Here is a 24485-nt window from a genome sequence, read left to right as displayed (position 1 = left end):
TGCTTATTTCTTGGAATATGCCTTTTCGTGAAAAGCGGTTATGTAACGGAACAGCTGTTTTCCGCTCCCGTCCCCAAGCCAGGCCTTTTCCTTGCTGAGCGGTTTGTACATCGCCCGGTATGGCTCCGGCACCCAGATATAAGGATGCTCGTAATCGGTAATCTTGAACCCGTTCCGCTCCCAGAACCGGATGCGCCGCTCGTTTGCTGGCGCATGCTCCGACTCCACCTCGATAAGCAGTCCGTCAAGCAGCATGACCTTTTGCGCCCAATCCGCAATGGCTTCGATCAGTTGAGAGCCGATTCCCTCTCCCCTGCGCTGCCCGGAAACCGCGATATAATCGATAAGCAGTATTTTCCCTCCGCCCGTAAGACCGGACAATGCCATTGCTTCTACACGGCCCTCATCGGTAAGGGTATGGAGATAGCACGGCATTCTCCGGAACATCCCGTTAATAATCGCATCGGGCTTTCGCCCTTCCTTCGGAAACGACTGTTCGTACAGCTTCTTTGCAAGCGGCCACACGGTAATGTCGAGCTCATTCAAGGTCGTAAACAACATTTGCTGCTCTGACTCCTTTTCGCCTATACTCATCTGAGTTCTAGTGTACCACTTCTGCCCGTTATTGACGTAATTTTCAAAATGTACGATAGTAAATAAATAATGGTTCGCGTGAATTTCTTTTCAGCAAGGAGCTTATTGGGTTTATGGCAAATATTACGAAAACATCCCTAGTCCGGCTGGCCGTTGCGGCTGTCGTCGGCATTTGTACCGGGTCGGCGTCCGCTCTATTCCTGACAAGCTTGGAATGGGCAACGGAAACATCCATGACGCACGCGTGGCTGCTGTGGCTTCTCCCTCTAGGCGGAGCGTTGGTCAGCTGGCTTTATATGCAATACGGAAAGGATGCGGCAAAAGGCAATAACCTGTTGCTTGACCGGATCTATGGCGGAGAGACCGCTGTTCCTCTGCGCATGGCGCCGCTAGTCCTATTTGGTACGATTATTACCCATCTGTTCAGCGGTTCTGCGGGTCGGGAAGGTACGGCGGTTCAAATGGGCGGCAGCTTGGCGGAAATGATCGGCAAGCGCTTCAAGCTTAGCGGCGCGGAACGAAAAATCATCCTGCTGTGCGGAATCAGCAGCGGATTTGGTTCCGTCTTTGGCACTCCCGCTGCCGGTGCTATATTTGCCCTGGAGGTTGCCGCGCTTGGCGCCATTTCACTCGAGTCCATTCTGCCGATTTTTCTCGCCAGCTATGCAGGCCATTATACGACGTTAGCCTGGGGCGTACGCCATCTTCATTATTCGATGGGGACAATCCCTCCCCCTAGCGTTATGCTATTGATCAAAGTTGCCGCGGCAGCCGTATTATTCGGACTTTCAGCCCTCTTGTTCGTTACTTTAACCCATAAGCTGAAAGCCTGGTTTACGAAGCTGCTGCCGAATCCGATGATCAAAAGCTTTGTTGGCGGTCTAATCATCATCGCATTGGTCTATCTCATCGGCTCACGGAATTACTTAGGCCTTGGTCTTCCGTTGTTGCAGCATTCCTTCGAGGAAGCAGCAGCTCCGCTTGCCTTCTTGTGGAAAACGCTCTTTACTTCCATTACTCTTGGATCCGGATTCCAGGGCGGCGAGGTTACGCCATTATTCGTGATTGGCTCAACATTTGGCAGTGCGCTTGCCAAGCTGCTTGCCGTTTCCGTTCCCCTGCTTGCCGGTATCGGCTTAATCTCGATCTTCAGCGGGGCAACCAATACACCGCTTGCCAGCTTTATTCTCGGTCTTGAGCTGTTTGGCCTGCAAGGCTACGGCTGGCTCTATATGCTGATCGGATGCGCAGTCGCTTATCTGTGTTCGGGGGCGCCGGGCATTTATTCCGCACAGCGTGCGCGGCGTTATTTCAAAGAATTGTGGAGCTAAGCACCTTAGGGCATTTACCTTCATAGGATGGAGAAGCGAATGATAGAAAGTGCGTTTACGCTCCATGATCCTGTTCGCGATCTGCTAAGACAAACAAAAAACAGCCGTAAACGTATAACGTTCACGGCTGTCCGCATGACTGATTTCCTTATTTGCCGAAGCGCTGGCGGTAGCCGCATTTGCGGCATAGCTCCTCAACCGCTTCCCGTCTCGAGAAGCCTTCCAAGAGATTTGTCGCACGCTCGCCTTCGATGATGTCCGAGAACCGCTGCTCATTCATATTGCCAAGATTGATAACACCCTCGCCGTCGAGGCAGCATGGCACCACGGTACCGTCAATAAGTATGCCTGCCTGATTCCGCAGTCCGTAGCAGAAGCCTTTTCCGTCGTCCTCCTTCGCTCTCAGGTCCGGCCATTCGAATTCATAGTCTTGATTCAAATAAACGCGATCGGCGATCTTGACTCCGCTTCCGGGCATAACCTTTTCTTCGATAAGATAATCCAATTCGAATTCGTTCTCAATCATCGACAAGATCTCGCGGTTCCGCTGTCTCTCCGCATTCGTCATATTATCCTGCGTCAAATTCCACAAGCGGAACGAAGTAATCATGTTCGTCTGTTCCATCGCTTCGCGGACGAAAGATAATACGCCGCTGATATACCCTTCCTTATCCTTGGAGCCGGCATGCCCGTCAAAGCTATGAAGCGAGAAGTTCATCTGCCGTAGCGCCGGCTTGGACAGCAGTTTATCTTTATTTTTCTGAAGCAGCGTTCCGTTCGTCGTGATATTGACCTTAAAGCCCTTCTCGTGGCTGATATCCAGCAGCTGGTCAATCTTGGGATGAAGCAGCGGCTCGCCCTTTAAATGAAAATAAATATAGTCCGTAAACGGTTTGATCTGATCAAGCCGCTCCGTGAAATCTTCTATGCTAATAAAACCTTTTGCGCGTTCGGTCGGTGGACAGAAGGAGCACGCCAGGTTACAAATACTCGTAATTTCGATATAAAATTTCTTGAATCTCTTCATGCTTCCAAGCTCCATTCTCTCGCGTTGCTAATCGTCTACCCACCATTATACCATTAAAGTCAATCAGGAGGTTGATTGGATTATGTTTATGCAGGGTCAAATGTCCATTCAGCAAAAAGCGCTGATGTTAATCGGACGCCCAGTCGGCATTTCTCTCCGCAACGGCCAAGGCGTATCCGGAGTCATTTGCAACGTGCAAGGCGGCCAGGTTTACATCATGCAATATATGTACGCCACGCAGTTCGCTACCTTCCATTACAGCTTTAACGATATTAACGATATATTGCCGTATCCAGCCTGCTAACACAAAAAACCGCGGATTCGCGGTTTTTTTGTTGCCCTTAACGGACAATTACGGCAATGATTTTGTTCAGAGCCACATAGATCTTCGCGTTAAACGCTTTAAGGACAACGACTCCTTTTTTCACCGTTACTACGCGTCCTACAATTTCTTCACCGGAAACCGTTTTAAGAACAACAAGCTTGCCTTTCTTTTTTGCGGCTTCCAAAATGTCAGGAAGTTCAGTCGGAAACATCACACCCATGGCGATCCCCCCTTTCCACTCTACTACTCTAGTAATATGAAAGTGGTAGGATAGGGTTCGGGCTCTTCCAAAAAAAATCAGCGGCAGATCGGGATAGACATCCCATTCTGCCGCTGCTGGCCTTAAGACTATTCTTTTATAACGGATTTATTAATGGCCGGAATCATATCAGGCGAATATTTGCCATACAAGCCCAAGCGCCAAAGCGCAGCGCCCTTCAACTGGTAACGCTTGGCTAGGCCAAGTTTATCGTCAATGGATTGCGGGGTTTCCGCACTCAAATCGATGCCAAGCAGAAGCTTGGATTTGGGCACGCCTGCTTTTAAAGCCATTTGGATTGCTTCGTTCACCTTATTATTGGGATTAGGTACTTGAGATGCCGTCCCTGAAGGATTGTATTTGTAAGCCATGAGAACAAGGTCATCCGCAAGGCTTGCCAGCGTCTTGTAATCATAGCCTTGATAAGCGCTGTTTGGCGCATGCACAACAAGAGATAATGCTACATCCTTCGGGAGCGCATCCTTCAGTTGCTTCACATAGCTATTAAGAAGCTTCTGCTGCTCCACTTTGTCCATTTGGAAGCCAAGCCCTTCAAAATCCAGGACCACGCCGCCAAAGCCGTAATCCGAAATAGCCTTTGTAATGCCGCTGATCGAATTGGCGCGAAGGTTCTCGCTGCCCATCATTGTCGTCAATTCATTTTGCCCGTCCAAGGAATACACCATAAGATAGGGCTTTATCGACTTGTCTGCGGCATCGCTGACTAACGATTGCGGCGTAATATCGCCGCTAGGTTCTGGAACCCGGTATTCGGAGCCTTCTAGCGTAAAATTGCCGTCACGGTCGATTCGGCTCCAGCCATAAGCAACGGAGTTTGCCGAATTCACCAGATCCCGCTCCGCGAAAGAAGATAACGCGTAGAATGTACGCAGATGCATCGCTTTTTGCGGTGACTTGATCGTTACGGTATTGGTCGACTGACTCCATCCGACTTGAGCGCCGAATTGGGTGCTAAAAAAGCTTAACGGGATAAGCACGCGATTATTTCGCATCATCGGCTCAGCCGGCAGCTTTACGTTTGTCCCGTTTACAACGGCTGTGCCGCTGCCAATCTTCATGGACAGCTTTACCGCCTTGCCTTGCTTGCTTCCTTCCGCGGTAACCGTCTGCGTCTTCTCGTCCCAGACGACCTTCTGAAGCCCAAGCGCTTCGCCAATCGTGCGGAACGGAACAAAAGTAACGCCTTTTACGATAATTGGCGGGCTATCGAAAGGCAGCTCTACATCATCTAATAGAATCGTCGTCTTGGCAGGAACGGCAGACGTCGCCGTTGCCGTCACGGCAGCTGCCGATTCGGCCTTTCCTTCGGAAACACCGCTCGTTAACAAGGCAAGTGCCAGTACGGCGGCGGCAGATTTGATTCCCCATTGATTGATCACCATAAACCTCCCATGCTCTACCCTTATTCTACCAACAAGTGGAAGCGGTATAGCAACGGCCCTAGTATATCAAATTTTTGCTAGGGAGCACAAATGATAGAATAGTCACGAGTGAATGACGGGAATAGAAAAGGACTGAACGGGATCCCAGGCAGAATCCGTCCAGTCCTTTTCTCTATACCGTTAAATTCCGGTGCATGCCGTAATAAAGGCCTTCCTTCTCCATCAGTTCGCTGTGGGAGCCTTGCTCGGCAATCGTTCCTTTGTCGATAACGAGAATCGTATCGGCATTCTGAATCGTAGACAGCCGGTGGGCGATGATAAAGCTGGTGCGTCCTTCCATCATCTGAAGCATCGCTTCTTGAATCCGGAGCTCGGTCCGGGTATCAATGCTGCTGGTCGCTTCATCCAGAATAAGAATGGACGGCTCGGCAAGAATAGCTCTGGCAATAGCGAGCAATTGCCGCTGCCCTTGGCTCAGGTTGCCCCCGTTCTCCGTAAGCGGAGTATCGTATTGCTGGGTCAGGCGCCTGATGAAACCATCCGCTCCCGCCATACGTGCCGCTCTCCGAACTTCCTCATCGGTTGCCTCCGGCTTGCCGTACTTCAGGTTTTCTTTCACCGTGCCGGAGAATAGATACGTATCCTGAAGTACAATGCCAAAGGTCCGGCGAAGACTGTCTCTCGTGTAATCCCGGATATCTCTCCCGTCAATGAGAATCCGCCCGCCTGTCACGTCATAAAACCGGCTGAGCAGATTAATGACGGTTGTTTTCCCCGCTCCGGTCGGTCCGACTAAGGCTGTGCTGCTGCCGGCTTCCGCCTTGAAGCTGACGCCTTTCAGAATCTGTACGTCGCTGCGGTAGCCGAACTGCACATTTTCAAATACAACCTCGCCTTTGGGAGAACGAAGCTCGACAGCATCGGGAGCATCTTCTACCTCTTCCTTCTCGTCAAGCACTTCAAATACCCGCTCCGCGCCTGCAATCCCTGACTGGAGAATGTTATACGTATTCGCCAAGTCCATCATTGGCCGGACAAATTGCCGGGAATAGCTCAAGAAGCTCGCGATGATGCCTACCGTTATCATTCCGTGCACAGCCATAACCCCTCCGACTATCGCCACTGCCGCAAAGCCGATATTGTTAATCACGCTGAGCAGCGGCATCATAAAGCCGGACCAAATTTGTGCTTTGGTGCTTACTTGGCATAACTCATCATTGTCTTTCCGGAATTCGGCAATCGAAGTTGCTTCATAGTTAAAGGCTTTGACAACCTGGAAGCCGGTGATCGTCTCCTCGACTTGACCGTTTAATCGTCCCAGTTGAGCTTGCTGATTTTTGAATAATGCGCTGGTTCGCTTCGTAATGGTTCTGGCAAGCAGAAAAACAAGCGGTACCGTAATCAGGCTTGCCAGCGTTAAAAGAGGACTCAGCACAAGCATCATGATCAGCGATCCGATCAACGCGATTGAGCCAGTCATCAGCTGCGCCGAGGTCTGCGAGACGGACGTGCTGACATTGTCGATATCATTCGACAGACGGCTCATCAGCTCGCCGTGCCTGCGCGTATCGAAATAAACAAGCGGCAAACGCTGCAGCTTCTCGAATAAGGTACGCCGAAGCCGGCTGACGATCCGCTGGGAGATCCCTGCCATCATCCATCCTTGCAGGAAGCTCAGCGAGGCATCCGCCAAATAAGAAGCAACCAGCGCAAACAGTACAAGGTGCAGCAGACTGAAGTCAACCGCTCCTTTCCCTTCTACCATCGCGTTTACGGCAACCCCGATTAAATATGGCCCAAGAAGCATGATAGCGGAATCGACCAGGATAAAGCCAAATACCAAGGAAAGCTGCTTGCGCTCACCGCTCAAATAACCCCATAGGCGCATTAATGTCGCACGAAAGTTTTTTGGCTTTTGCTTGGGTCCGCCGCGTCCGCCAAATCCGGGACCGCCTGGACGTCCTCCCATCGGCACATTAACCTCGGAACGCGTTGTGCCGTTATTACTTGTGCTATTTCCGTTAGGCTGAGGCATGGTTATCCACCTCCTTGCCGATTTGCGAGCGGTAGATCTCCTGATAAACCTTGCAATCCTGCATCAGACGGTCATGACTGCCCATGCCTACTATTTCTCCGTCGTCCATTACGATGATGGTGCCAGCATCCTTCACGGAGGAAATCCGCTGGGCAATGAGCAGAACGGTAACATCCTTGGCGTATTCGCTAATCGCGCGCTTAATCGATGCCTCCGTCGCGCTGTCGAGCGCGCTTGTGCAGTCGTCGAGAATAAGAATATCAGGCTTCCGGATGAGCGCTCTCGCAATCGAAATTCTCTGCTTCTGTCCGCCGGAGAAATTCACCCCGCCTTGGCCAATCATCGTATTGTACTGTTCCGGCAGATCCGAAACAAACGAATGAGCCGAAGCCATTTGGGCCGCAGCCACAACTTCCTCCATAGACGCGTCCTGCTTGCCGATCCGGATATTATCGACTACCGGTCCGGTAAACAGCACCGATTTCTGCGGAACGATGGCAATCCGCTCTCTCAATTCATGAGTATCCACCTCACGAATATTGATGCCGTTAATTCGGACTGCTCCTTCAGTAACGTCGTAGAAACGAGGGATCAGATTTACCAGCGTGCTTTTTCCCGAACCGGTTGAGCCGATTACGGCTACGGTCTCTCCGGGCTGGCAGCTGAAGCTGATCGACTTCAGAACAGGCTCGCCTTTGGGACCTTCATAAGAAAAGCTGACATTGTCGAATTCGATAGCGCCTTTGCCCTTCAGCTCTTTCACATTAGATTGTTGAGCCAGGTCCGCCATTGGATTGGTCTCCGCAAGCACCTGCACAATCCGGCCAGTTGAAGCCTTCGCCCGAACGAACATGTTGAAGATCATCGTCATTGTCGTCAGCGAGAACAGGATCTGCGTCATGTAGTTAACGAACGCTATAATATGACCAACCTGAGTATGTCCGTTATTAACCCGGATTCCGCCGAGCCAGATGACAGCCACAATCCCGATATTCATCGTCAGCGTTACGCCGGGACCAAATACGGACATAACCCGCTGCGCGGAGGTAGACCGAGTCTCATATTGCTTGTTAATGCCGTTGAATTTGTCGACCTCAAGATCAAACCGGTTGAAGGCTTTGACAACTCTGACCCCTGACAAATACTCGCGCATAACGCCGTTTAACCGGTCTAGCGCATTTTGCACCTTCAAGAACAAAGGCAGACCAACCTTCATGTTTAGCACAATCATTAAACCGACGATCGGAATAACAATCATAAGAACAATGGATAAATACGGGTTTAACCGGAAGGCCATAATAAACCCTCCGATACAAAGCATAGGTGCCTTGACAAAAATCCGCATCATGCCGTTAACGAAGTTTTGGACTTGCGTCACGTCATTGGTAAGCCGTGTAACCAGCGATGCACGGTCGAAGCGGTCTACGCTTTCGAAGCTTAACCCTTGAATTTTCTCGAACAAATCCTGGCGAAGCTCTGCGCCAAAGCGCTGGGATACGATGCTGGAGACAATATTTCGGCCGGATGCCGCAATAGCGCCTCCAAGCGTAATCAGCAGCATATATCCTCCGAAATGGAGAACCTTATCCATCTCCTTGGCCGCAACTCCTTCGTCCACGATATGCGACATCATGGTCGGCTGAAGCAGATCCGCCAATGCCTCAACGCTGACGAGCAGGACGCAAAAGGTGAACAACAGGCCATATTTTTTGACATATTTCATCATGTGCTGCACGCGTAGAACCCCTTTCCTATATACGAAAGCACAGCTATTTCAATTGGCTTTGCCATAATACGAGCGACTTCTGATCGCTCTCCGCCCCAATCTCCTTCAGCAGCTTCCCTTCATCCGTCAGCGCGACCGTCTCGCCGTTCCAGCGTTCAACCACAATCTTCGAGAGATGCTGGCGGCGCAGCAGCGTCATAAAAATCCACTTCAGTTCCTCTGCCGAAGGCTGTTTGGCGAATTCCCGCGGTTCCATTGTATGGATCCGTTTGCCGTTGTTCTCCATCCAGTACAGCCATTGATCACCGCGTATAACGAGGAAATGCCCGGGCTTCCTGGCAAAGGAACAATCGAAGCCTTCCGGCCATTCCATCAGCAGGCCAAACGGATTAGCCGGATCTACCGCCGACAACAGCGTAAGCGTCTCATTTGCAGGGGTTCCCGAAGGGAATGGTTTACGAATAAGCTCGGCGACCTCCGGTGTCGTGAACTGCATCGTTATCGCTCCGTCGATAAACAATCCTCGCGTCAACGTGCCCCATTCCTCGAGCTTCCGGAGAACCGGCTGAAGGCGGTCCCAGCTGTAAGGCGTAACCGAAGCGGTCAGCTCCTTGGTAACAATCCCGTACGTATCCAGCAAATGGCGGACCCAATACATTTCCGGAGGATCCGTATCCGGAGAGGTATGACTGCTTGATCCTTCATCCGGCAAAACATCTGCCAGACTGCCGGTCCAGTACCATCTGCCAAGTCCCGATCCGGTCTTTGCCCAATCCTTACCCTTCTTCAGCGTTAGTAACCGAAGGGGAGCAAACTGGTCATTGGATGCATGACCTTCCCAAACAAGCTCGAGCAACGCCGACAAAACCTCCGTCGGAAGCTTCCCGGTCTCTCTCGCCAGCCGGGTAAGGAAGCTGGCCCCGCTCCTCTTCAACAGCTCGAGCAGCTCCGGATGCGATACGGATTTTTCTCTGCTCTCCGCCAGATAAGGCTCATAGATTGAACGGCTGCCCGCGAGGAAGAAAGCTACTTTGCCTTCCTTTTCATCCGGCTGCTTCTTGCCGATCCAGATTACTTCTCCTGCTGCGCACAGCAGATCGAGCTCATCCTTCCGGTAATCCGTTACGCGGGAAGGGAAAATAACGGACTCCCAATGCGATAACGGCAGAAAAATGCCTTGCAAACGCTCGATAACAAGCTTGAGTCCTTCGCTGCCGCGAAGCTGCGCGCCTTGGAGCGCATGCTGGCGAAGCGCAATCTGCGCGCACCAGCGGATCGGCGAGGCCGGCTGCACCTGCTTGCGGGCTTCCCCGATCGACAGCCGGATCATACGCTCCGCTGCGCGCCGGCTCGACCAGATCCTCTCCTCCGGCGATACGGCAAATGGCGCCTGTTCAAGGCTGCCTTCCTCACGCAGTTTGTCGATTAGCCTCTTCGCTTCAGCTAGCGACAATTTTGGATAACGCTCGCATAGCTCAAGCTCTGTAAAGGCAATCCGGTTCTCGGCAAAACGGCGGATGATAAAGGAAGCTGCTTCATCCGACTCCGGTAAAGCTTCATATATCTCCCGTTCATCGCGGCAAATCCACCGATGCTCTTCTTCCGGCGTATCTTGCGATGGCCGGTAGACGGCTAACTCTCCGGTTTGCAAAAGCTGCTCCGCCCATTCCAGAGCCCTTGTGTCCGACAGCTGGATCAGCTCGCCCGGAGCAAGGTCGCCTCGACGCTTCAGCAGCCGAATAACATCGCTGGATTCGCGAAGCTCCAGCTCTGGCTCGGACAGCCTTTGCCGCTCCGCATCCAATACTTGCTCGGGGATTGCGCTGCGGATAGCAGCCTCGCCGAACAAACGGCCCGCCAGCTCCTTGCTGACATTCATCAGCTGCATTTGAATAGCCGGGTCCAGACCGTCACCCTCATAAATCCGCATATTCACGTAATCGGCTAGGAATTGGGTAGCCATCGGGGACGGATATTCCGTTTCCTTAACCAACACTTCGATCTCACCCTCCTGAATAGCGGTTAACAAGGCGCGAAGATCATCCAACGATAAATACTCATGCAGACAAGCCTTCATCGCCTCCATCAAATAGGGAAAATGCTCGGCATACGGCAAGGCAGACCGAAGCAATTCCTCGCTTCTCAGCCGCTTCTGCCATAGCGGCGTCCTGCTGAAGCTGCGGGACAGCAGCAGCGAGGTTTCCGCAATATGACGGAAGGCAATCGCAAGCAGCGGCGAGCCTGTAATCGCTTCGGTCAGCAGTGGCTCTACATTAGCTGGCGTAACCCCCCAGATGGTCTGCAGCCAGGAGGAATCCCATTCCGGCAGCACAAATTCGATGCCGTTGTCTTTTGCATTGCCGTACAATCGGTAAGGCAGAAGCAGCTCGAACTGCCGTTCAATCGCCAGCAGCCAGGTCCGGTTAAGCCGTCTGCCAAACGGATTATGCATAATGACATGCGTCTGATTCATCAGATCGCGGTATGTTTCAATGACGATGCGTTTATCTGTCGGGAGCTCGCAGTTGGATAATTGGGAGCCGATTAACGACAGCAGCTGCTGTGCCGTATAATCATCCATCTGATATTGCCCGGTCAGCCAGCCGATAAGCTTATCTTCGTCTTCCCGTTGAAGACGCTCTTCAATTTCCCCGATAAACGCCCCGACTTTTTTGCCGAGCGAATAAGTCCGCCCGAGTCCTTCAGCACGCCAAAACGGTATTTCGCTAAAGCGGTTGCTCGCTTCTGACACATAGACCCGGTCCTTATCAATCCGGCGAATCATCCAGCCATTCATTCCAAGCTGGAATACATCCCCCACGCGGCTCTCTTGAACAAATTCCTCATCAAGCTCGCCGAGATGAACGCGACTGTCGACATGATGCACCGGGTAAGCAGAGCTTGACGGAATCGTTCCCGCACCGGTCAATGCGCCGATCATCGTATTCCGCCGCTTCACGAGCAGATCCGTGTCGCGGTTCCAATCCAGAAGCGGCCGCATAAACGGGTAAAAGCCGGCCAACACCTGCAGCATGCCCCGAAGTTTGCCAGCGGGAAAGCTTCGGTAGCTGTCGCTTCGGGCGATCAGCCTGTGCAGATCGCTCACCGCCATGTCCTGCGAAGCAACGATGGATATCGTTTGCTGCGACAGGACATCCAGCCGATCCCGCGGGATCTGGATCGGCTCAATATCGCGCTCGGCAATTAACTTGCCGAGCACGGCCATCTCCGGCAGCACGCCCCGCTGCCGGGCAACCATCGCGCCGCGGCTGGCGCTGCCGACGGCGTGGCCCGCACGGCCGATCCGCTGAATGCCGGATGCGGCTTCAATCGGGGAATCGAGCTGGATAACCAGCTCGATATGTCCCACGTCAATGCCAAGCTCGAGCGAGGAGGTAGCTACAATGCAGCGCAGCTCGCCTGCCTTCAGCATCCTCTCTACTTCAAGCCGCCGCTCCTTGGCAATACTGCCGTGATGTGCTCTCGCCATCTCGTAGCCGGCATGATCATTCAGCCGTAGACACAGACGCTCGCATAACCTCCGGCTGTTTACGAAAATAATGACCGAACGGCAATCGGACATCAGCGCAAACAGCCTGTCCAGAATCGGGAGCCATACCGCCTCGCGGGTCTGCATCGGCTGCGATTGATCAGGCATCGTTAACGATACTTCAAGCTTTTTGCTCATATGGCTTTCTACAATCGTTACCGGGCGCGGCACTAGCCCTAGCGGATGTACGAATCCTTCGCTGTCCGTCTCTTGCCTCTCATCCGCTTGACTGCCTGCCGGTTCCTGCCAGCCGCCAAGAAATCTTGCGACGCGCGCAAGCGGCTTCTGCGTAGCCGAAACGCCGATACGTTGAATCCGTCTTCCGCATAACTCTTCCAACCGTTCGAGCGAAACGGAAAGATGCGAGCCTCTTTTATCCGCTGCGAGATCGTGAATCTCGTCAATGATGGCGTAGGAGACCGTCTTCAGCATCTCCCTCCCTTTCTCGGAGGTCAGAAGAATGTACATGGATTCCGGCGTAGTGACCAGAATATCCGGCGGCTTCCGATACATAGCGGATCTAACCGAGCTAGTCGTATCCCCTGTTCGAACACCGCTTCGGAGTCCCGGCCAGCTGGTATCCGATGAGGCGGCAAGCTTATCAATCTGTTCGATAAATGCAACCAGATGATCATGGATATCGTTATTAAGCGCCTTGAGCGGCGTAATATACAGCAGCCTGACGCCTGCTTGACGCTGCTGCTGCTTCATTCGGGCAATCCCATCGAGACATGGAAGGACAGCGGCTAATGTTTTGCCCGAGCCTGTCGGAGCGGCAATCAGCGTATTGTCGCCTGCTGTAATCGCTTTCCAAGCTTGTTTTTGCACGTCGGTCGGCTCGCCGAACGAGGCCTCAAACCAATCTGCAAGGGATGGATGAAAAGAAGATAATGACGAGCTCTGCATGACTTTCAGCTCCATCTGATTATAGTCGGGCACAATTCTTTTACTACTATATTATATCAGCACAACCGGGCAAGCGCCAAAGCGAAAACAGCGCATAAAAGCTCCCTTCAGTAAAGGAGTCTTTCATGCGCCAGCTTGCATATTTTAGATACAAATTGTATCATACTTTTATAACACTCTTCCAATAATGGGATGGGATGTGCTGGAATGTCTGTCATCCTTCGGCTGCCAATAAGAGGACTGCTGCTATGGCTGCTTTTTTTCAGTTTAACCGATGCGTTATTTACCGATATCGGAATAAGATTAAAGCTTATCACCGAGCTGAATCCGTTTGTATCCTGGCTGTATAACTGGCACTCCATCGCTTATTATGGCGTTAAACTGATGTTCCCCGTACTCTTCTTGGTTATTTATCCCCAGTTAAGTGCCCGCTTATGGATCCGTTATTCAGCAGTCATCCTGTTCCTGCTCTACTTATTCGTTAACATGTATCATTTACTGTGGGTAGCTCTCGCTCTCGTTAACGGCCATCATGGATGAAACGAACGCCAGAAATCGCCGCGCTCATCAATGATGTTCATGATCTGCGAATAAGGGATTCTGAACGCGGGGAAGCCCGCTGCATAAGGACCAATCTCATAAGGCTCAAAATACAAATGCAGCGCATCCTGCGTTACGAAAAACGGCTGATCCGGTTTAATGCCTTTATACGTATCCGGGAAAACATAATCATACTGAGGGTCCGTTTTGATCTGTTCCCCAACAATGTCGCTCAGCACCTTCACATAGTCACTTCCCGGTTTGAACAAGTCCTTCAGCGTATACATATCGCCATTCGACACATCGATATGGGCATAGACCTTCGTTGGCATGCCATGCGCTGCCCCGGCCGGGTAATTATACCCCGTCATTTCAATCTCCAGCAGATTTTTCTTGAACAACGTCACTTCGAAATCCCCGCTATACGTATAACCAAGCAGCTCGTCGCCAGGGATCGGCTTGACCTGGGACATGACCTTTAGCGTTTCGTTCAACCGCTCCTGCGCGGCATGATCGGTGATCCCTTCCACAGCCGGATAATAGACGACATAGTCCTTATTCGGCTTATACTTATGCTCCCTGACCAGATAAGGCAGACGAAGCGGTATAACCGTGTTAGGCTCCCACACGATACGTCCGTTACGGTTGGCATATTTAATCCTCTGATCAATATTGACCTGAATGAGGTCATCCTCGAGTTTCAAGGTACCGCTTCCCTGGAACTGCGGATACCCGGGAGCCGGATTTCCGCTGGTGTTAATGAAGAAAGTAGTCTTCCCGTTGCTGACCGAAGCGAGTCCTTTTCGATATGGCTGTACGTCGGTATAGACAAAATCCGTCAGGCGTTTGCCATCGGAATCAAAGATCGCATACATTGAGCCAAGGAACGATTGATCCGGATCAATCGCTTTCCCAACCGCATACCGCTGCTGGCCAATCGCCATGATATCGTTATAGATCGTCTGTATGACCAGATTTCCTTTTGTATCAATCACACCGTATTCCGCGCCAAAATCCTCCGCGTTATTCACGATTGCCCGGCCGTTCTGGAACGGAAACGCCATCGAATAGGTCGGCTGAATTTTCACCGTGCCCTTCTCGTTGATATAGCCGTATTTCCCATTCGCCGTCTGCTGGAATGGCAATAATCCATCTCCCAGAACTCCTACAAAAGGGAAATGATACTCCGCTTCCTTTGAACCGTCATGACGGATTAAGGCATAAACATTGTCTTTTATTTTTACAACCGCATGTCTATTAGAAAAATCTGTAGCATCTTCATAACGAAGCGGTATAACCTCTTTACCTGAGCGGTCAATATAGCCATAGACGGTCTTGCCGCCTTCAAGCTGGTTGTTTACCATCGCTCTTCCATCATGCATATCTGCCATATAGGAATAACCATTGCTCGTAACAATAATTCCAGAATCATTAAGCAGCCTGTATTTTCCCTTGTCGTCAATAACAACCGCTCTTCCTTCCGAAAAAGGAGCAATGAAGCTATAAACGGGTCTGACAAAATAAGCTCCTGTTGTGTTAATTAAGCCATTGCCATTATCCGCGCTTACAATAGCAAGCCCATTCGTCTGAAAATCCTCTGCACGGTCAAAACGCGGGGGTATTACCATCGTGCCAATTCCGTTAATATAGCCCCATCTGGTTCCGCTTGTTGTTTTCTCGGATCCCGGATAGAGCGATATCGCTCTAGTCTCCAACAAACGATCATCGGGTACAATATTCCTGAAGCCTACAGGACTCCATTCATAGACAGCGCGTCTCGTCTGTTCATCCCCAGTCCGCCAGTTAATAATAAGGTTATTAACAAAACGACTCGTTACTGGCACAGCGGTCAGCTCTGCGACACCATAACCTTCGCCTTTCGCAGCTGCCGCTATCGTCCAGCCGACATGCCGGTATTGCAAAATATGGACATAAAGCTCATCTTGCCAGCGATACACAACGGTCAGCTCCGGAACGCCATCCCCGCTTAAGTCTTGGGGATAAATCGCATATTCGTTAGGAGGATCCTCCATCATGACGAGTTCCGCCTCCGGAGGCAGTGAAGATTGTGCCAATCGGATAATCTGGTCATTGATCCAATCCATTCGCATTTGGTCCCCTTTCCCAGCACGTTACATCAACTCACTATTCGTATGCGGGAATTAAGGAGAAATATGACAGGTTTTGAACTGAGCCTGGACCGTCGACTTGTAGTGTTACCGTTTCTTCTTGAACATGAAGTAGGCAGCGACAGCAATCGCAGCATAAATAAGAATGACAATTCCTAATGTAATCATTCTCTCCGTCATGCTCCCGTCAGCAAATAACACGGGACCAAGTCCAAAGAAAGTGACCAGCAGAAATACGATTATCAAAATAATACCTGGAAGTATTCTTATATCCAGCGCCTCCTACTTGTCTACCTTCGATTCGCTAAACACAATCCGGTTGCCGAACGGGTCGCCGATTCTGCATTCCAGCGTGTTCCACGGCGTTTCTTCCAGTCCGGGCCTTGCATATTTATATTTCTTGTCCAATAATTCCTTATGTAATTCCCTTATCCCGGTCATTTCGATACGAATAGCCGAACCCGGGCTGCAGTCTCCATGATGTTCGCTCAGGTGTAGTCTGATTCCCCCCTTTGAAACCTGCATATATAAGGGCATATCCGATTCAAAACGATGCTCCCAATCCACAGTGAAGCCTAAAAAGTCCAAATAAAACTCCCTTGCTTTCGCCTCGTCAAAAATACGAAGAATCGGTACCAGCTGTTCAAAGTTCATTGAGGTAATTCCTCCTTATTATTTTTAGCGGATGTTCTAGTAAACAAAGAAGGCTGCGTTTGCAGCCTTCTTTGTTTACTTAAATAGACTTACTTGCAAACCATCAGCAAGTTTCCATCCGGATCCTTGAAATTAAACCAGTGACCATTCTCGATTCCCGTAATCAGATCCACCTTCTTCTCTTGCATAAATGAATAGGCCTGTTCAATGTCTGCCGTATGAAATTGAAATGCCGGTGCCTTATACAGGTTTTCACTCGAGTAAATTTTGCTGTCCAACACAATGCTTGGCCCTTCCATCGGCAGGACATAAATATGTCCGAAATATATCTCGCCGTCAGTAGGAAGACCTAGAATATCACAATACCAATCGCGGGCATTTTCAACATTGCTTACGGGTATAAAAATGCCATTGATTTTATTAGAGATAGGATTCATAATCGTCCTACTTTCTTATCATGGTATTAAAGACTATACCTTTCTTCGCATTGCGCCTAAAACAATATTGTAATGGTCTGGATCATGGATATGGGCATTCTTGAATTCCCAGCCGCCATGTTCGCCTGTAAAGGCTTCAACCCCGATAATACCGCCTTTGTCACGGACCTCTTCCACAAATGCGTCGAGCTCTTCCCAACCAATATGGATATAGGTATCCTATGCATTTTCCGGCCCATCCCATTCCGTTGGATAGCTATGACGCTTGGCAGAGACGGCGTTCGGTATAACATCCTCTCCGGCAACAGCCTGTTGGAGGATAAAACAGACTTCATCACGCTCCGCATGTCCCCAATCATCAATCGAAAATCCAAGGCAATCGCGATAATAAGCTTGTGACTTTGCCAGATCCGATACTAATCGAACCTGAATGGTCTTGCCAAGCTTAACTCTGGATTTGCCCTTCTCTTCTTTAAGGACTTGTTCGCTCATAAATTCTGACCTCCCGTACAGGATAATAGATTTACTGATCCTTTAGCAGATCCGAAATCAGAATTCCGTTGATTCGCAAACCGGCAATATTGCAATTGTCGAGATTAACATTGGATAAATCACAGTTGTTAAATTGGGATTTCGAGAGGTTACAGTTCTTAAAGATTGTTGAATCATATTGACCGTCAGGTTTGTATTGCGGTTCGCCTTCCTTGGGCAAAACGACATTTTTAAACTCGGTGCCAATCAAATAAACATGATCGATGCTGGCGTGACTGATATTCGCAAGTCTAATGCTTACCCCCGTCATGTTTGCATCCGTAATTTGAATTTCGCTCATATTCACATCGTTCAACTTCATGGCATTCATATTTACATTATTAATCGAAGTTCTGGCCAGGCTGACATTATCGATGACCAGTTCTTCCGCGCGAACCTCCTGCCACTTCGCTCCTGAAATATCAGATTGCTGCAGATCATACGGTCCAACTTTTAAACTCATCCTCAGATCTCCTCCAATAATAAATATTCAACCAGGTAATTCGATACAGCATCAAGCTTTACCTTTATTATCCAAATCATAGCACGTAAATAAAAAGAGAACAAGTGTTTGCATTTAATCTGAATTGTGATATGATTTTCTAAATTATTAGTGGAGGTATGGAGATGACGCAGAATGAAATTCTTCATTCATTCAAAAATTTCTCTAATTGGATACGCTCATTGGAAAATATGAATGAAACGTTATGGTTTGCGCCAATTGCGAAGAACAAATGGTCAATCAGCGAGGTCATTGCGCATCTTTTTAATTGGGACAGATACCTTATATCCGAAATTCTGCCCGCTGTTCAAAGCGGCAATGAAATAAGTTTCCCTGATTATGATACCTTCAACAAGCGGGCTTCCGAGTATATACAATCAGGTATCTCTAAATCCAAGCTTATCGATGAAACAGTAGCTACAAGACAACTATTAGTACAATTGCTTCATGAAATGACCATTGAAAGGCTAACTAGGCGATTAACTGTGAATGGTGTATCTAATTGTCCTAGTACTGGAGCTCATTATTCTCTAATTTATATCATTAAGGAATTTACGGAACATGACACCCACCATAAACAACAAATCATACGGTTTCTACAGTTAAACCAATGCGAATAAGAGGATACTTGGTATTTGCATTTCAGAGGAAGAAATTCGAATAATTCGATTCTACAATCCTGAGCAAATCCGCACGCATCCCTTCGCCCTCCGTTTTAATGATCATTTGTTTCGCTGTTTCTATATTCATCGTTACTCTTCCTGTTGTTTCAAATCCATTCGGGATTTCAACGTATCGTTTCACTTTGGCGATTACAAATACCGTGTACGTATTAGTACTTTCCCAATACCATGCAACTACAGGAATTCTCTCGTCTTCTAAAAACAAGCCTGCTTCTTCTACCGTCTCACGGTCAAGCGCAGTAATGAGGTCCTCGTCTCCCTCAACTCTGCCTCCTACCGTTGTCAGGTTTTGCTCGTATTTATCCCACACCATAACGATGGAACCATCTGAGGTAACAGGTATGCTATGAATCCCTGCAATCCGTTTGTCTGTTGGCCATACACCAAACAATGGTTTTAGCATGACTGATCAGCTCTATTCTTTTGTATATTTAACAGCCTTGACCAAGAGCCATTGAGGAAGTGCAGCTGAAGGATTTTCACGCCAATCGGAATAGCTTTCCACTTCTTCAGCGGTTAAATTATCGCCTTCGTTTTCTGAATCATCCACCCAGAACCAGCCATTCTCCGCATACATCTCTTCAATTTGCTTGATTTGTAGGCTAGAGCTAACTAAAGCATTCAAAATATCCTGTATTCGCCATTTGAATGTAGGCACTTCTCCAAAAGGACCCGTTAGGTGATAAGGCTTATTTATAGCGAGTGCTTCCTTTGCCTTGATTCCAAACGGCCGCATGAAAGGATGAATATCGTACATGATATACATTCCATTGTTTTTCAAAACTCTACTTACATTATTGTACATAGACTTTAGATCATGAATCCAAACGTGCACCCCATTCGAGGTGTAGACCAAATCATACTCTTCACTTGGAAGTTGGGATAAAGTCATCGTATCCTCGCAAATAAACTCGATATCCCAGCCATGATGCTTGGCGATGATGGAAACGTTCTCTATTTGTTTATCCGAAATATCGCTGGAAGTGACTTGTGCTCCCAATAGATGAAACGCAAACACCGCATGATTATCTCCACTCGAAGGAACCAACACACGTTTTCCTGTTAAATCAGGGAAGGCTTCTCTAATCATGCCGTATGTCGCAGGATGAAAAGCCGATGCCGGTGCCGAAATGACTCTTGCTATCGCCTCTTCTGTTCTATATTTCAAATACCAGGTATCTGACCACTCGTTCCAGCTGTCCTTCACCATATTCTCACTGCTCAATCTGATCGCTCCTCCAATTCACATGCTTGATATAGACCGCCATTAACGGAAACAGAAGTGCTTATTAGACTAAAAATTTGACTCGCCACGCGAGCCGGATCCATTAAATTCCCTTCAGCCTTCTGTGCGGCAAAATAACCGGCTAACGCCATATCCGACTCACGGGCTGTCCGCTGCATCGGTGTATCCATCATTCCCGGATCAACCGCGTATACCTGAACTTCATTAGCCGGCTGACCCTGCTCTTGTTCCATACCTATACATCGGGAGAACATATTCATCGCGGCTTTCGCCGAGCAATAGAGGCTCATGTTTGGTGCAGGGTACTTTCCAGATCCGGATGAAATATTTACGATTTTTCTTGCAACATGCCAATCTGAGGTGAAACGAATAAAAGCCGAGGTAAGCAGCATCGGAGCTGCAATATTAAGCTGTATATTTTTCAAAATTTCATCATCCGTGCAAAGCTGTATGTCTTTTAACGGAGTGACTGAAGCTGCATTATTTATAAGGGTAATTGATTGCAAGTCATGTTGATCAATAGCCGAAATAATATCTTGTAGTACAGCTGTAAGACTCTCCGTAAGAGTCAGATCAACGGGGTAAAAGAAGTATTTTCCGTCTATTGGCTTTCGGCCGATTTCCTCATTATCCGTACGGGATAGGCCAATAACGGTGTTCCCATTCTCTAAAAGCCTTTTAGCAAGCTCCGCACCAAGTCCGCTGGAAACTCCGGTAATGATATAAACATGATTAGCCAGCATAATCATCTCCTATTCAGTTCCTAAGTTTAATCATATAGTAGGTAATCGTACTGCCTACTCCCAGAAAACAGAAAACAATGGTCAGGAACATTAACCCGCTAAGATAAGCATTATTCTTATCTGCCTCTATTAGGTAAAGCAACGGAATTAGAGAAACTACAAATGCCGTAATAAACAAGATACTCAACAGTCTTCTCCATTTCATTCCCATACCCCTCCTTTGAGAGTAACTCAATCGCACTTCAACATTTTTCCAGTAAAAACATAACATATCTCTATGAACCATGCACGCAAAACTTCAGTCTAGTACCCAACTTATTGCCGTTATCAATTTAATCGGAGGCTCTATTGCGTATGATCTAAGAATAAAAACGGAATATTGAAAAGAGCTAGAAATACATTCCCATTTCATGCTATATTGCATTAGGTTAGAGATTTTGAAGAAGAGAGAGGTTACAACATGATTGATCGTACTATTTTAGTAAAATTCGGCGAGCAAACGACTAACGAACAGCTCCAGGAGATCGTAGACCGTTTTATAGCGCTGAAAGAACATTTGACTGGTGTTGTCGAAGTAAATGCCGGCATCAATTTCTCGGATAACAACAAAGGTTACCAGCTGGTCCTTCGCGTCAGATTCGAAGATAAAGCTGCATTGGACGCTTATGGTCCTAACCCGCATCACCAAGCTGTAGCAGCGCTTATCCGCGAATATGGCCGTGAGGATAGCATCGCAGCCAATATCGAAGTGTAACATCAAAACAGCGGAACGCTTTGCAAAGCGTCCGCTGTTTTTTTGAGCACAAATACTTTCATCAACTATTTAATTAATAGTACTTCATCTTTCAAATTCAACTTGTCCCGAAAATCTGCCTCTTCTATATCAGAATATTCAACTGCGATTTCGACTTGCTGATTGTTATGTTTTATTTCCGAAATAACACCGGTCAGTTGCAAAAAATTGTTCAAGGGAGCATAGGTCACCATACCTTTATAAATCTGTCCTTCTAATAAATTACCGTGCAATATAATAAAGTCAGTGACCTTCTTCAACGTGTGAGTAACTTTAAACTTGGGCATATGTACCTCTTGTAAAGCATAACTACATTCTAAATATACGATGCAACAAAAAAATCCGATCACTAATGATCGGATTAAAATTCGTAAATGGTGCCGGCGATAGGAGTCGAACCCACGACCTACTGATTACAAGTCAGTTGCTCTACCAACTGAGCTACACCGGCATAAAGGTATATTTATACCTTGAAAACTGGATGCGAAAGTTTGAATTCCTTAAGTGTTCCGATTGTTACACCGGGGTCCCCGAAAAGTAATCGGAATAAGCTGCAACGCTTAACTTCACTTTTTGGGGGTTGTTTTAGGATAAGCCCTCGACCGATTAGTATTCGTCAGCTCCACACATTGCTGTGTTTCCACCCCGAACCTATCAACCTCGTCGTCTTCAAGGGGTCTTACTAGTTGGGAAATCTCATCTTGAGGGGGGCTTCACGCTTAGATGCTTTCAGCGCTTATCCCGTCCGTACTTGGCTACCCAGCGGTGCTCCTGGCGGAACAACTGGTACACCAGCGGTACGTCCATCCCGGTCCTCTCGTACTAAGGACAGCTCCTCTCAAATTTCCTGCGCCCGCGACAGATAGGGACCGAACTGTCTCACGACGTTCTGAACCCAGCTCGCGTACCGCTTTAATGGGCGAACAGCCCAACCCTTGGGACCTACTTCAGCCCCAGGATGCGATGAGCCGACATCGAGGTGCCAAACCTCCCCGTCGATGTGGACTCTTGGGGGAGATAAGCCTGTTATCCCCAGGGTAGCTTTTATCCGTTGAGCGATGGCCCTTCCATTCGGTACCACCGGATCACTAAGCCCGACTTTCGTCCCTGCTCGACTTGTTGGTCTCGCAGTCAAGCTCCCTTATGCCTTTGCACTCTCCGAATGATTTCCAACCATTCTGAGGGAACCTTTGGGCGCCTCCGTTACATTTTAGGAGGCGACCGCCCCAGTCAAACTGCCCACCTGACACGGTCCCCGAACCAGTTTCATGGTTCCAGGTTAGAACTCCGATACGATCAGGGTGGTATCCCAACGTCGCCTCCACACAAGCTGGCGCTCATGCTTCTCAGGCTCCCACCTATCCTGTACAGATCGTACCAAAGTCCAATATCAAGCTGCAGTAAAGCTCCATGGGGTCTTTCCGTCTTGTCGCGGGTAACCTGCATCTTCACAGGTATTAAAATTTCACCGGATCTCTCGTTGAGACAGCGCCCAAGTCGTTACGCCATTCGTGCGGGTCAGAATTTACCTGACAAGGAATTTCGCTACCTTAGGACCGTTATAGTTACGGCCGCCGTTTACTGGGGCTTCGGTTCACAGCTTCGGATTGCTCCTAACCGCTCCCCTTAACCTTCCAGCACCGGGCAGGCGTCAGCCCGTATACTTCGCCTTACGGCTTCGCACAGACCTGTGTTTTTGCTAAACAGTCGCTTGGGCCTTTTCACTGCGGCCCCCTCGGGCTATTCACCCTACCGAGGCACCCCTTCTCCCGAAGTTACGGGGTCATTTTGCCGAGTTCCTTAACGAGAGTTCTTCCGCGCGCCTTAGCATGCTCTGCTCGCCTACCTGTGTCGGTTTGCGGTACGGGCACCTAGATCTAACTAGAGGCTTTTCTTGACAGCCGGAGTACATGACCTTCGCTACTGCATTTTTCGCTCCCCATCACAGCCTAGCTTACGCGAGTTGCGGATTTGCCTACAACTCTGCCTCACTGCTTGGACGGACTATTCCATCAGTCCGCGTCACTGCCCTTCTGTGTCACCCCATTGCTCAAACAATCTTCGGTGGTACAGGAATTTCAACCTGTTGTCCTTCCACTACGCCTTTCGGCCTCGCGTTAGGTCCCGACTTACCCTGAGTGGACGAGCCTTCCTCAGAACCCTTACGCTTTCGGCGGACAAGATTCTCACTTGTCTTTTCGTTACTCATACCGGCATTCTCACTTGTATGCTGTCCACCAGTCCTTACGGTCTGACTTCAACCTACATACAACGCTCCCCTACCCAAGCACCATACGGTGCATGCCATAGCTTCGGTGGTGTGTTTAGCCCCGTTACATTTTCGGCGCAGAGTCACTCGACCAGTGAGCTATTACGCACTCTTTAAATGGTGGCTGCTTCTAAGCCAACATCCTGGTTGTCTTTGCAACTCCACATCCTTTCCCACTTAACACACACTTGGGGACCTTAGCTGATGATCTGGGCTGTTTCCCTCTTGACAATGGATCTTAGCACTCACTGTCTGACTCCCGGTAAACATGTCTATGGCATTCGGAGTTTGACTGGACTTGGTAACCCTTGGCGGGCCCCGCACCCAATCAGTGCTCTACCTCCACGACACTCTTAACCGAGGCTAGCCCTAAAGCTATTTCGGGGAGAACCAGCTATCTCCGAGTTCGATTGGAATTTCTCCGCTACCCCCACCTCATCCCCGAATTTTTCAACATTCGTGGGTTCGGGCCTCCAGTGCGTGTTACCGCACCTTCACCCTGGACAGGGGTAGATCACACGGTTTCGGGTCTACGACCACGTACTCATTCGCCCTATTCAGACTCGCTTTCGCTGCGGCTCCGTCTTCCCGACTTAACCTTGCACGTGAACGTAACTCGCCGGTTCATTCTACAAAAGGCACGCCATCACCCTTTTAACGGGCTCTGACTTTTTGTAAGCGCACGGTTTCAGGTTCTTTTTCACTCCGCTTCCGCGGTGCTTTTCACCTTTCCCTCACGGTACTGCTTCACTATCGGTCACTAGGGAGTATTTAGCCTTGGCAGATGGTCCTGCCGGATTCC

The 24485-nt window shown here is 49.2% G+C and carries 23 protein-coding genes, 1 tRNA gene and 1 rRNA gene (1 of these 25 cut by a window edge); 5 read left to right on the top strand and 20 right to left on the bottom strand.

Going from position 1 to position 24485, the window contains the following annotated elements; all coding sequences use genetic code 11:
* Positions 1–3 precede the first annotated feature (3 nt).
* Positions 4–561: a GNAT family N-acetyltransferase gene (locus tag PJDR2_RS13835; RefSeq protein ID WP_015844323.1), complete on the bottom strand. Its 558-nt coding sequence runs from the start codon at positions 559–561 to the stop codon at positions 4–6.
* A 146-nt stretch (positions 562–707) separates the two neighbouring features.
* Between PJDR2_RS13835 and PJDR2_RS13830 the strand changes: the two genes are divergently transcribed.
* A complete protein-coding gene (locus PJDR2_RS13830; RefSeq protein ID WP_015844322.1) occupies positions 708–1925 on the top strand; it encodes a chloride channel protein in 1218 nt (405 codons plus the stop codon).
* A 148-nt stretch (positions 1926–2073) separates the two neighbouring features.
* Here the strand turns inward: PJDR2_RS13830 and PJDR2_RS13825 are convergent, their stop codons facing one another.
* Entirely contained in the window at positions 2074–2952 is an 879-nt protein-coding gene (locus PJDR2_RS13825; protein WP_015844321.1) for a radical SAM/SPASM domain-containing protein, read from the bottom strand.
* 100 nt (positions 2953–3052) lie between these two features.
* Here PJDR2_RS13825 and PJDR2_RS13820 point away from each other — a divergent pair, with 100 nt between their 5' ends.
* On the top strand, positions 3053–3256 hold the full coding sequence (locus PJDR2_RS13820; protein WP_015844320.1) for a hypothetical protein: 204 nt from the start codon (positions 3053–3055) through the stop codon (positions 3254–3256).
* Positions 3257–3293: 37 nt separating this feature from the next.
* Here PJDR2_RS13820 and PJDR2_RS13815 read toward each other — a convergent pair whose 3' ends face one another.
* From PJDR2_RS13815 to PJDR2_RS13795, 5 genes are all read right to left on the bottom strand, one after another.
* The gene (locus PJDR2_RS13815; RefSeq protein WP_015844319.1) at positions 3294–3497 is read right to left on the bottom strand and encodes a hypothetical protein; all 204 of its coding nucleotides are present in this window, start codon (positions 3495–3497) and stop codon (positions 3294–3296) included.
* Between the two features lie 128 nt (positions 3498–3625).
* Positions 3626–4939, bottom strand: a complete 1314-nt coding sequence (locus PJDR2_RS13810; RefSeq protein WP_041613446.1) for a stalk domain-containing protein — start codon at positions 4937–4939, stop codon at positions 3626–3628.
* A 172-nt stretch (positions 4940–5111) separates the two neighbouring features.
* Entirely contained in the window at positions 5112–6908 is a 1797-nt protein-coding gene (locus tag PJDR2_RS13805) for an ABC transporter ATP-binding protein (RefSeq protein WP_041614275.1), read from the bottom strand.
* A gap of 52 nt (positions 6909–6960) precedes the next feature.
* Positions 6961–8709, bottom strand: a complete 1749-nt coding sequence (locus PJDR2_RS13800) for an ABC transporter ATP-binding protein (RefSeq protein WP_015844316.1) — start codon at positions 8707–8709, stop codon at positions 6961–6963.
* A gap of 34 nt (positions 8710–8743) precedes the next feature.
* The gene (locus PJDR2_RS13795; RefSeq protein ID WP_015844315.1) at positions 8744–13156 is read right to left on the bottom strand and encodes a DEAD/DEAH box helicase; all 4413 of its coding nucleotides are present in this window, start codon (positions 13154–13156) and stop codon (positions 8744–8746) included.
* 207 nt (positions 13157–13363) lie between these two features.
* Between PJDR2_RS13795 and PJDR2_RS13790 the strand changes: the two genes are divergently transcribed.
* Entirely contained in the window at positions 13364–13696 is a 333-nt protein-coding gene (locus tag PJDR2_RS13790; protein WP_015844314.1) for a DUF5658 family protein, read from the top strand.
* On the opposite strand, the gene PJDR2_RS13785 is transcribed toward PJDR2_RS13790, so the two are convergent.
* The 7 genes from PJDR2_RS13785 to PJDR2_RS13765 all read right to left on the bottom strand — a co-directional run bounded on the left by PJDR2_RS13785 (position 13687) and on the right by PJDR2_RS13765 (position 17910).
* Positions 13687–15801 (bottom strand): WG repeat-containing protein, encoded by a 2115-nt coding sequence (locus tag PJDR2_RS13785; protein ID WP_015844313.1) that lies wholly within the window; start codon positions 15799–15801, stop codon positions 13687–13689. The two genes, PJDR2_RS13790 and PJDR2_RS13785, sit on opposite strands and share 10 nt — an antisense overlap.
* 111 nt (positions 15802–15912) lie before the next feature.
* Positions 15913–16089: a DUF6954 family protein gene (locus tag PJDR2_RS33175; protein WP_416202273.1), complete on the bottom strand. Its 177-nt coding sequence runs from the start codon at positions 16087–16089 to the stop codon at positions 15913–15915.
* 18 nt (positions 16090–16107) lie between these two features.
* Positions 16108–16479, bottom strand: a complete 372-nt coding sequence (locus PJDR2_RS13780; protein WP_015844311.1) for a glyoxalase superfamily protein — start codon at positions 16477–16479, stop codon at positions 16108–16110.
* An 89-nt stretch (positions 16480–16568) separates the two neighbouring features.
* On the bottom strand, positions 16569–16916 hold the full coding sequence (locus PJDR2_RS13775) for a VOC family protein (RefSeq protein WP_015844310.1): 348 nt from the start codon (positions 16914–16916) through the stop codon (positions 16569–16571).
* 33 nt (positions 16917–16949) lie between these two features.
* A complete protein-coding gene (locus PJDR2_RS33170; protein WP_190276195.1) occupies positions 16950–17093 on the bottom strand; it encodes a hypothetical protein in 144 nt (47 codons plus the stop codon).
* 42 nt (positions 17094–17135) lie between these two features.
* The gene (locus PJDR2_RS13770; RefSeq protein ID WP_015844309.1) at positions 17136–17408 is read right to left on the bottom strand and encodes a hypothetical protein; all 273 of its coding nucleotides are present in this window, start codon (positions 17406–17408) and stop codon (positions 17136–17138) included.
* Between the two features lie 31 nt (positions 17409–17439).
* On the bottom strand, positions 17440–17910 hold the full coding sequence (locus PJDR2_RS13765) for a pentapeptide repeat-containing protein (RefSeq protein ID WP_015844308.1): 471 nt from the start codon (positions 17908–17910) through the stop codon (positions 17440–17442).
* A 164-nt stretch (positions 17911–18074) separates the two neighbouring features.
* On the opposite strand from PJDR2_RS13765, the gene PJDR2_RS13760 reads away from it, so the two are divergent.
* Entirely contained in the window at positions 18075–18569 is a 495-nt protein-coding gene (locus PJDR2_RS13760; RefSeq protein ID WP_015844307.1) for a DinB family protein, read from the top strand.
* Between the two features lie 22 nt (positions 18570–18591).
* Here the strand turns inward: PJDR2_RS13760 and PJDR2_RS13755 are convergent, their stop codons facing one another.
* The 3 genes from PJDR2_RS13755 to PJDR2_RS13745 are packed head-to-tail and all read right to left on the bottom strand — an operon-like array spanning position 18592 to position 20621.
* Positions 18592–19035 (bottom strand): NUDIX domain-containing protein, encoded by a 444-nt coding sequence (locus tag PJDR2_RS13755; protein WP_015844306.1) that lies wholly within the window; start codon positions 19033–19035, stop codon positions 18592–18594.
* Between the two features lie 12 nt (positions 19036–19047).
* Complete coding sequence (locus tag PJDR2_RS13750) at positions 19048–19857, bottom strand: class I SAM-dependent methyltransferase (protein WP_015844305.1); 810 nt, start codon at positions 19855–19857, stop codon at positions 19048–19050.
* On the bottom strand, positions 19854–20621 hold the full coding sequence (locus PJDR2_RS13745) for an SDR family NAD(P)-dependent oxidoreductase (RefSeq protein ID WP_015844304.1): 768 nt from the start codon (positions 20619–20621) through the stop codon (positions 19854–19856). Before PJDR2_RS13745 ends, PJDR2_RS13750 begins: the two co-directional genes overlap by 4 nt.
* A gap of 460 nt (positions 20622–21081) precedes the next feature.
* On the opposite strand from PJDR2_RS13745, the gene PJDR2_RS13735 reads away from it, so the two are divergent.
* Positions 21082–21375 carry a Dabb family protein gene (locus tag PJDR2_RS13735; RefSeq protein ID WP_015844302.1) on the top strand — a complete coding sequence of 98 codons (294 nt, stop codon included), beginning with the start codon at positions 21082–21084 and terminating at the stop codon, positions 21373–21375.
* Between the two features lie 65 nt (positions 21376–21440).
* Here PJDR2_RS13735 and PJDR2_RS13730 read toward each other — a convergent pair whose 3' ends face one another.
* The 3 genes from PJDR2_RS13730 to PJDR2_RS13720 all read right to left on the bottom strand — a co-directional run.
* Positions 21441–21701 carry a hypothetical protein gene (locus PJDR2_RS13730; protein WP_015844301.1) on the bottom strand — a complete coding sequence of 87 codons (261 nt, stop codon included), beginning with the start codon at positions 21699–21701 and terminating at the stop codon, positions 21441–21443.
* An 88-nt stretch (positions 21702–21789) separates the two neighbouring features.
* A tRNA-Thr gene (locus PJDR2_RS13725) sits at positions 21790–21865 on the bottom strand.
* 135 nt (positions 21866–22000) lie between these two features.
* Positions 22001–24485, bottom strand: a 23S ribosomal RNA gene (locus PJDR2_RS13720); it runs 446 nt beyond the window's last position.

This window comes from Paenibacillus sp. JDR-2 (assembly GCF_000023585.1).
Classification (GTDB): Bacteria; Bacillota; Bacilli; order Paenibacillales; family Paenibacillaceae; genus Pristimantibacillus.
The sequence above is the reverse complement of the archived record's forward strand: the minus strand, read 5'-3'. Positions and strand labels throughout refer to the sequence as shown.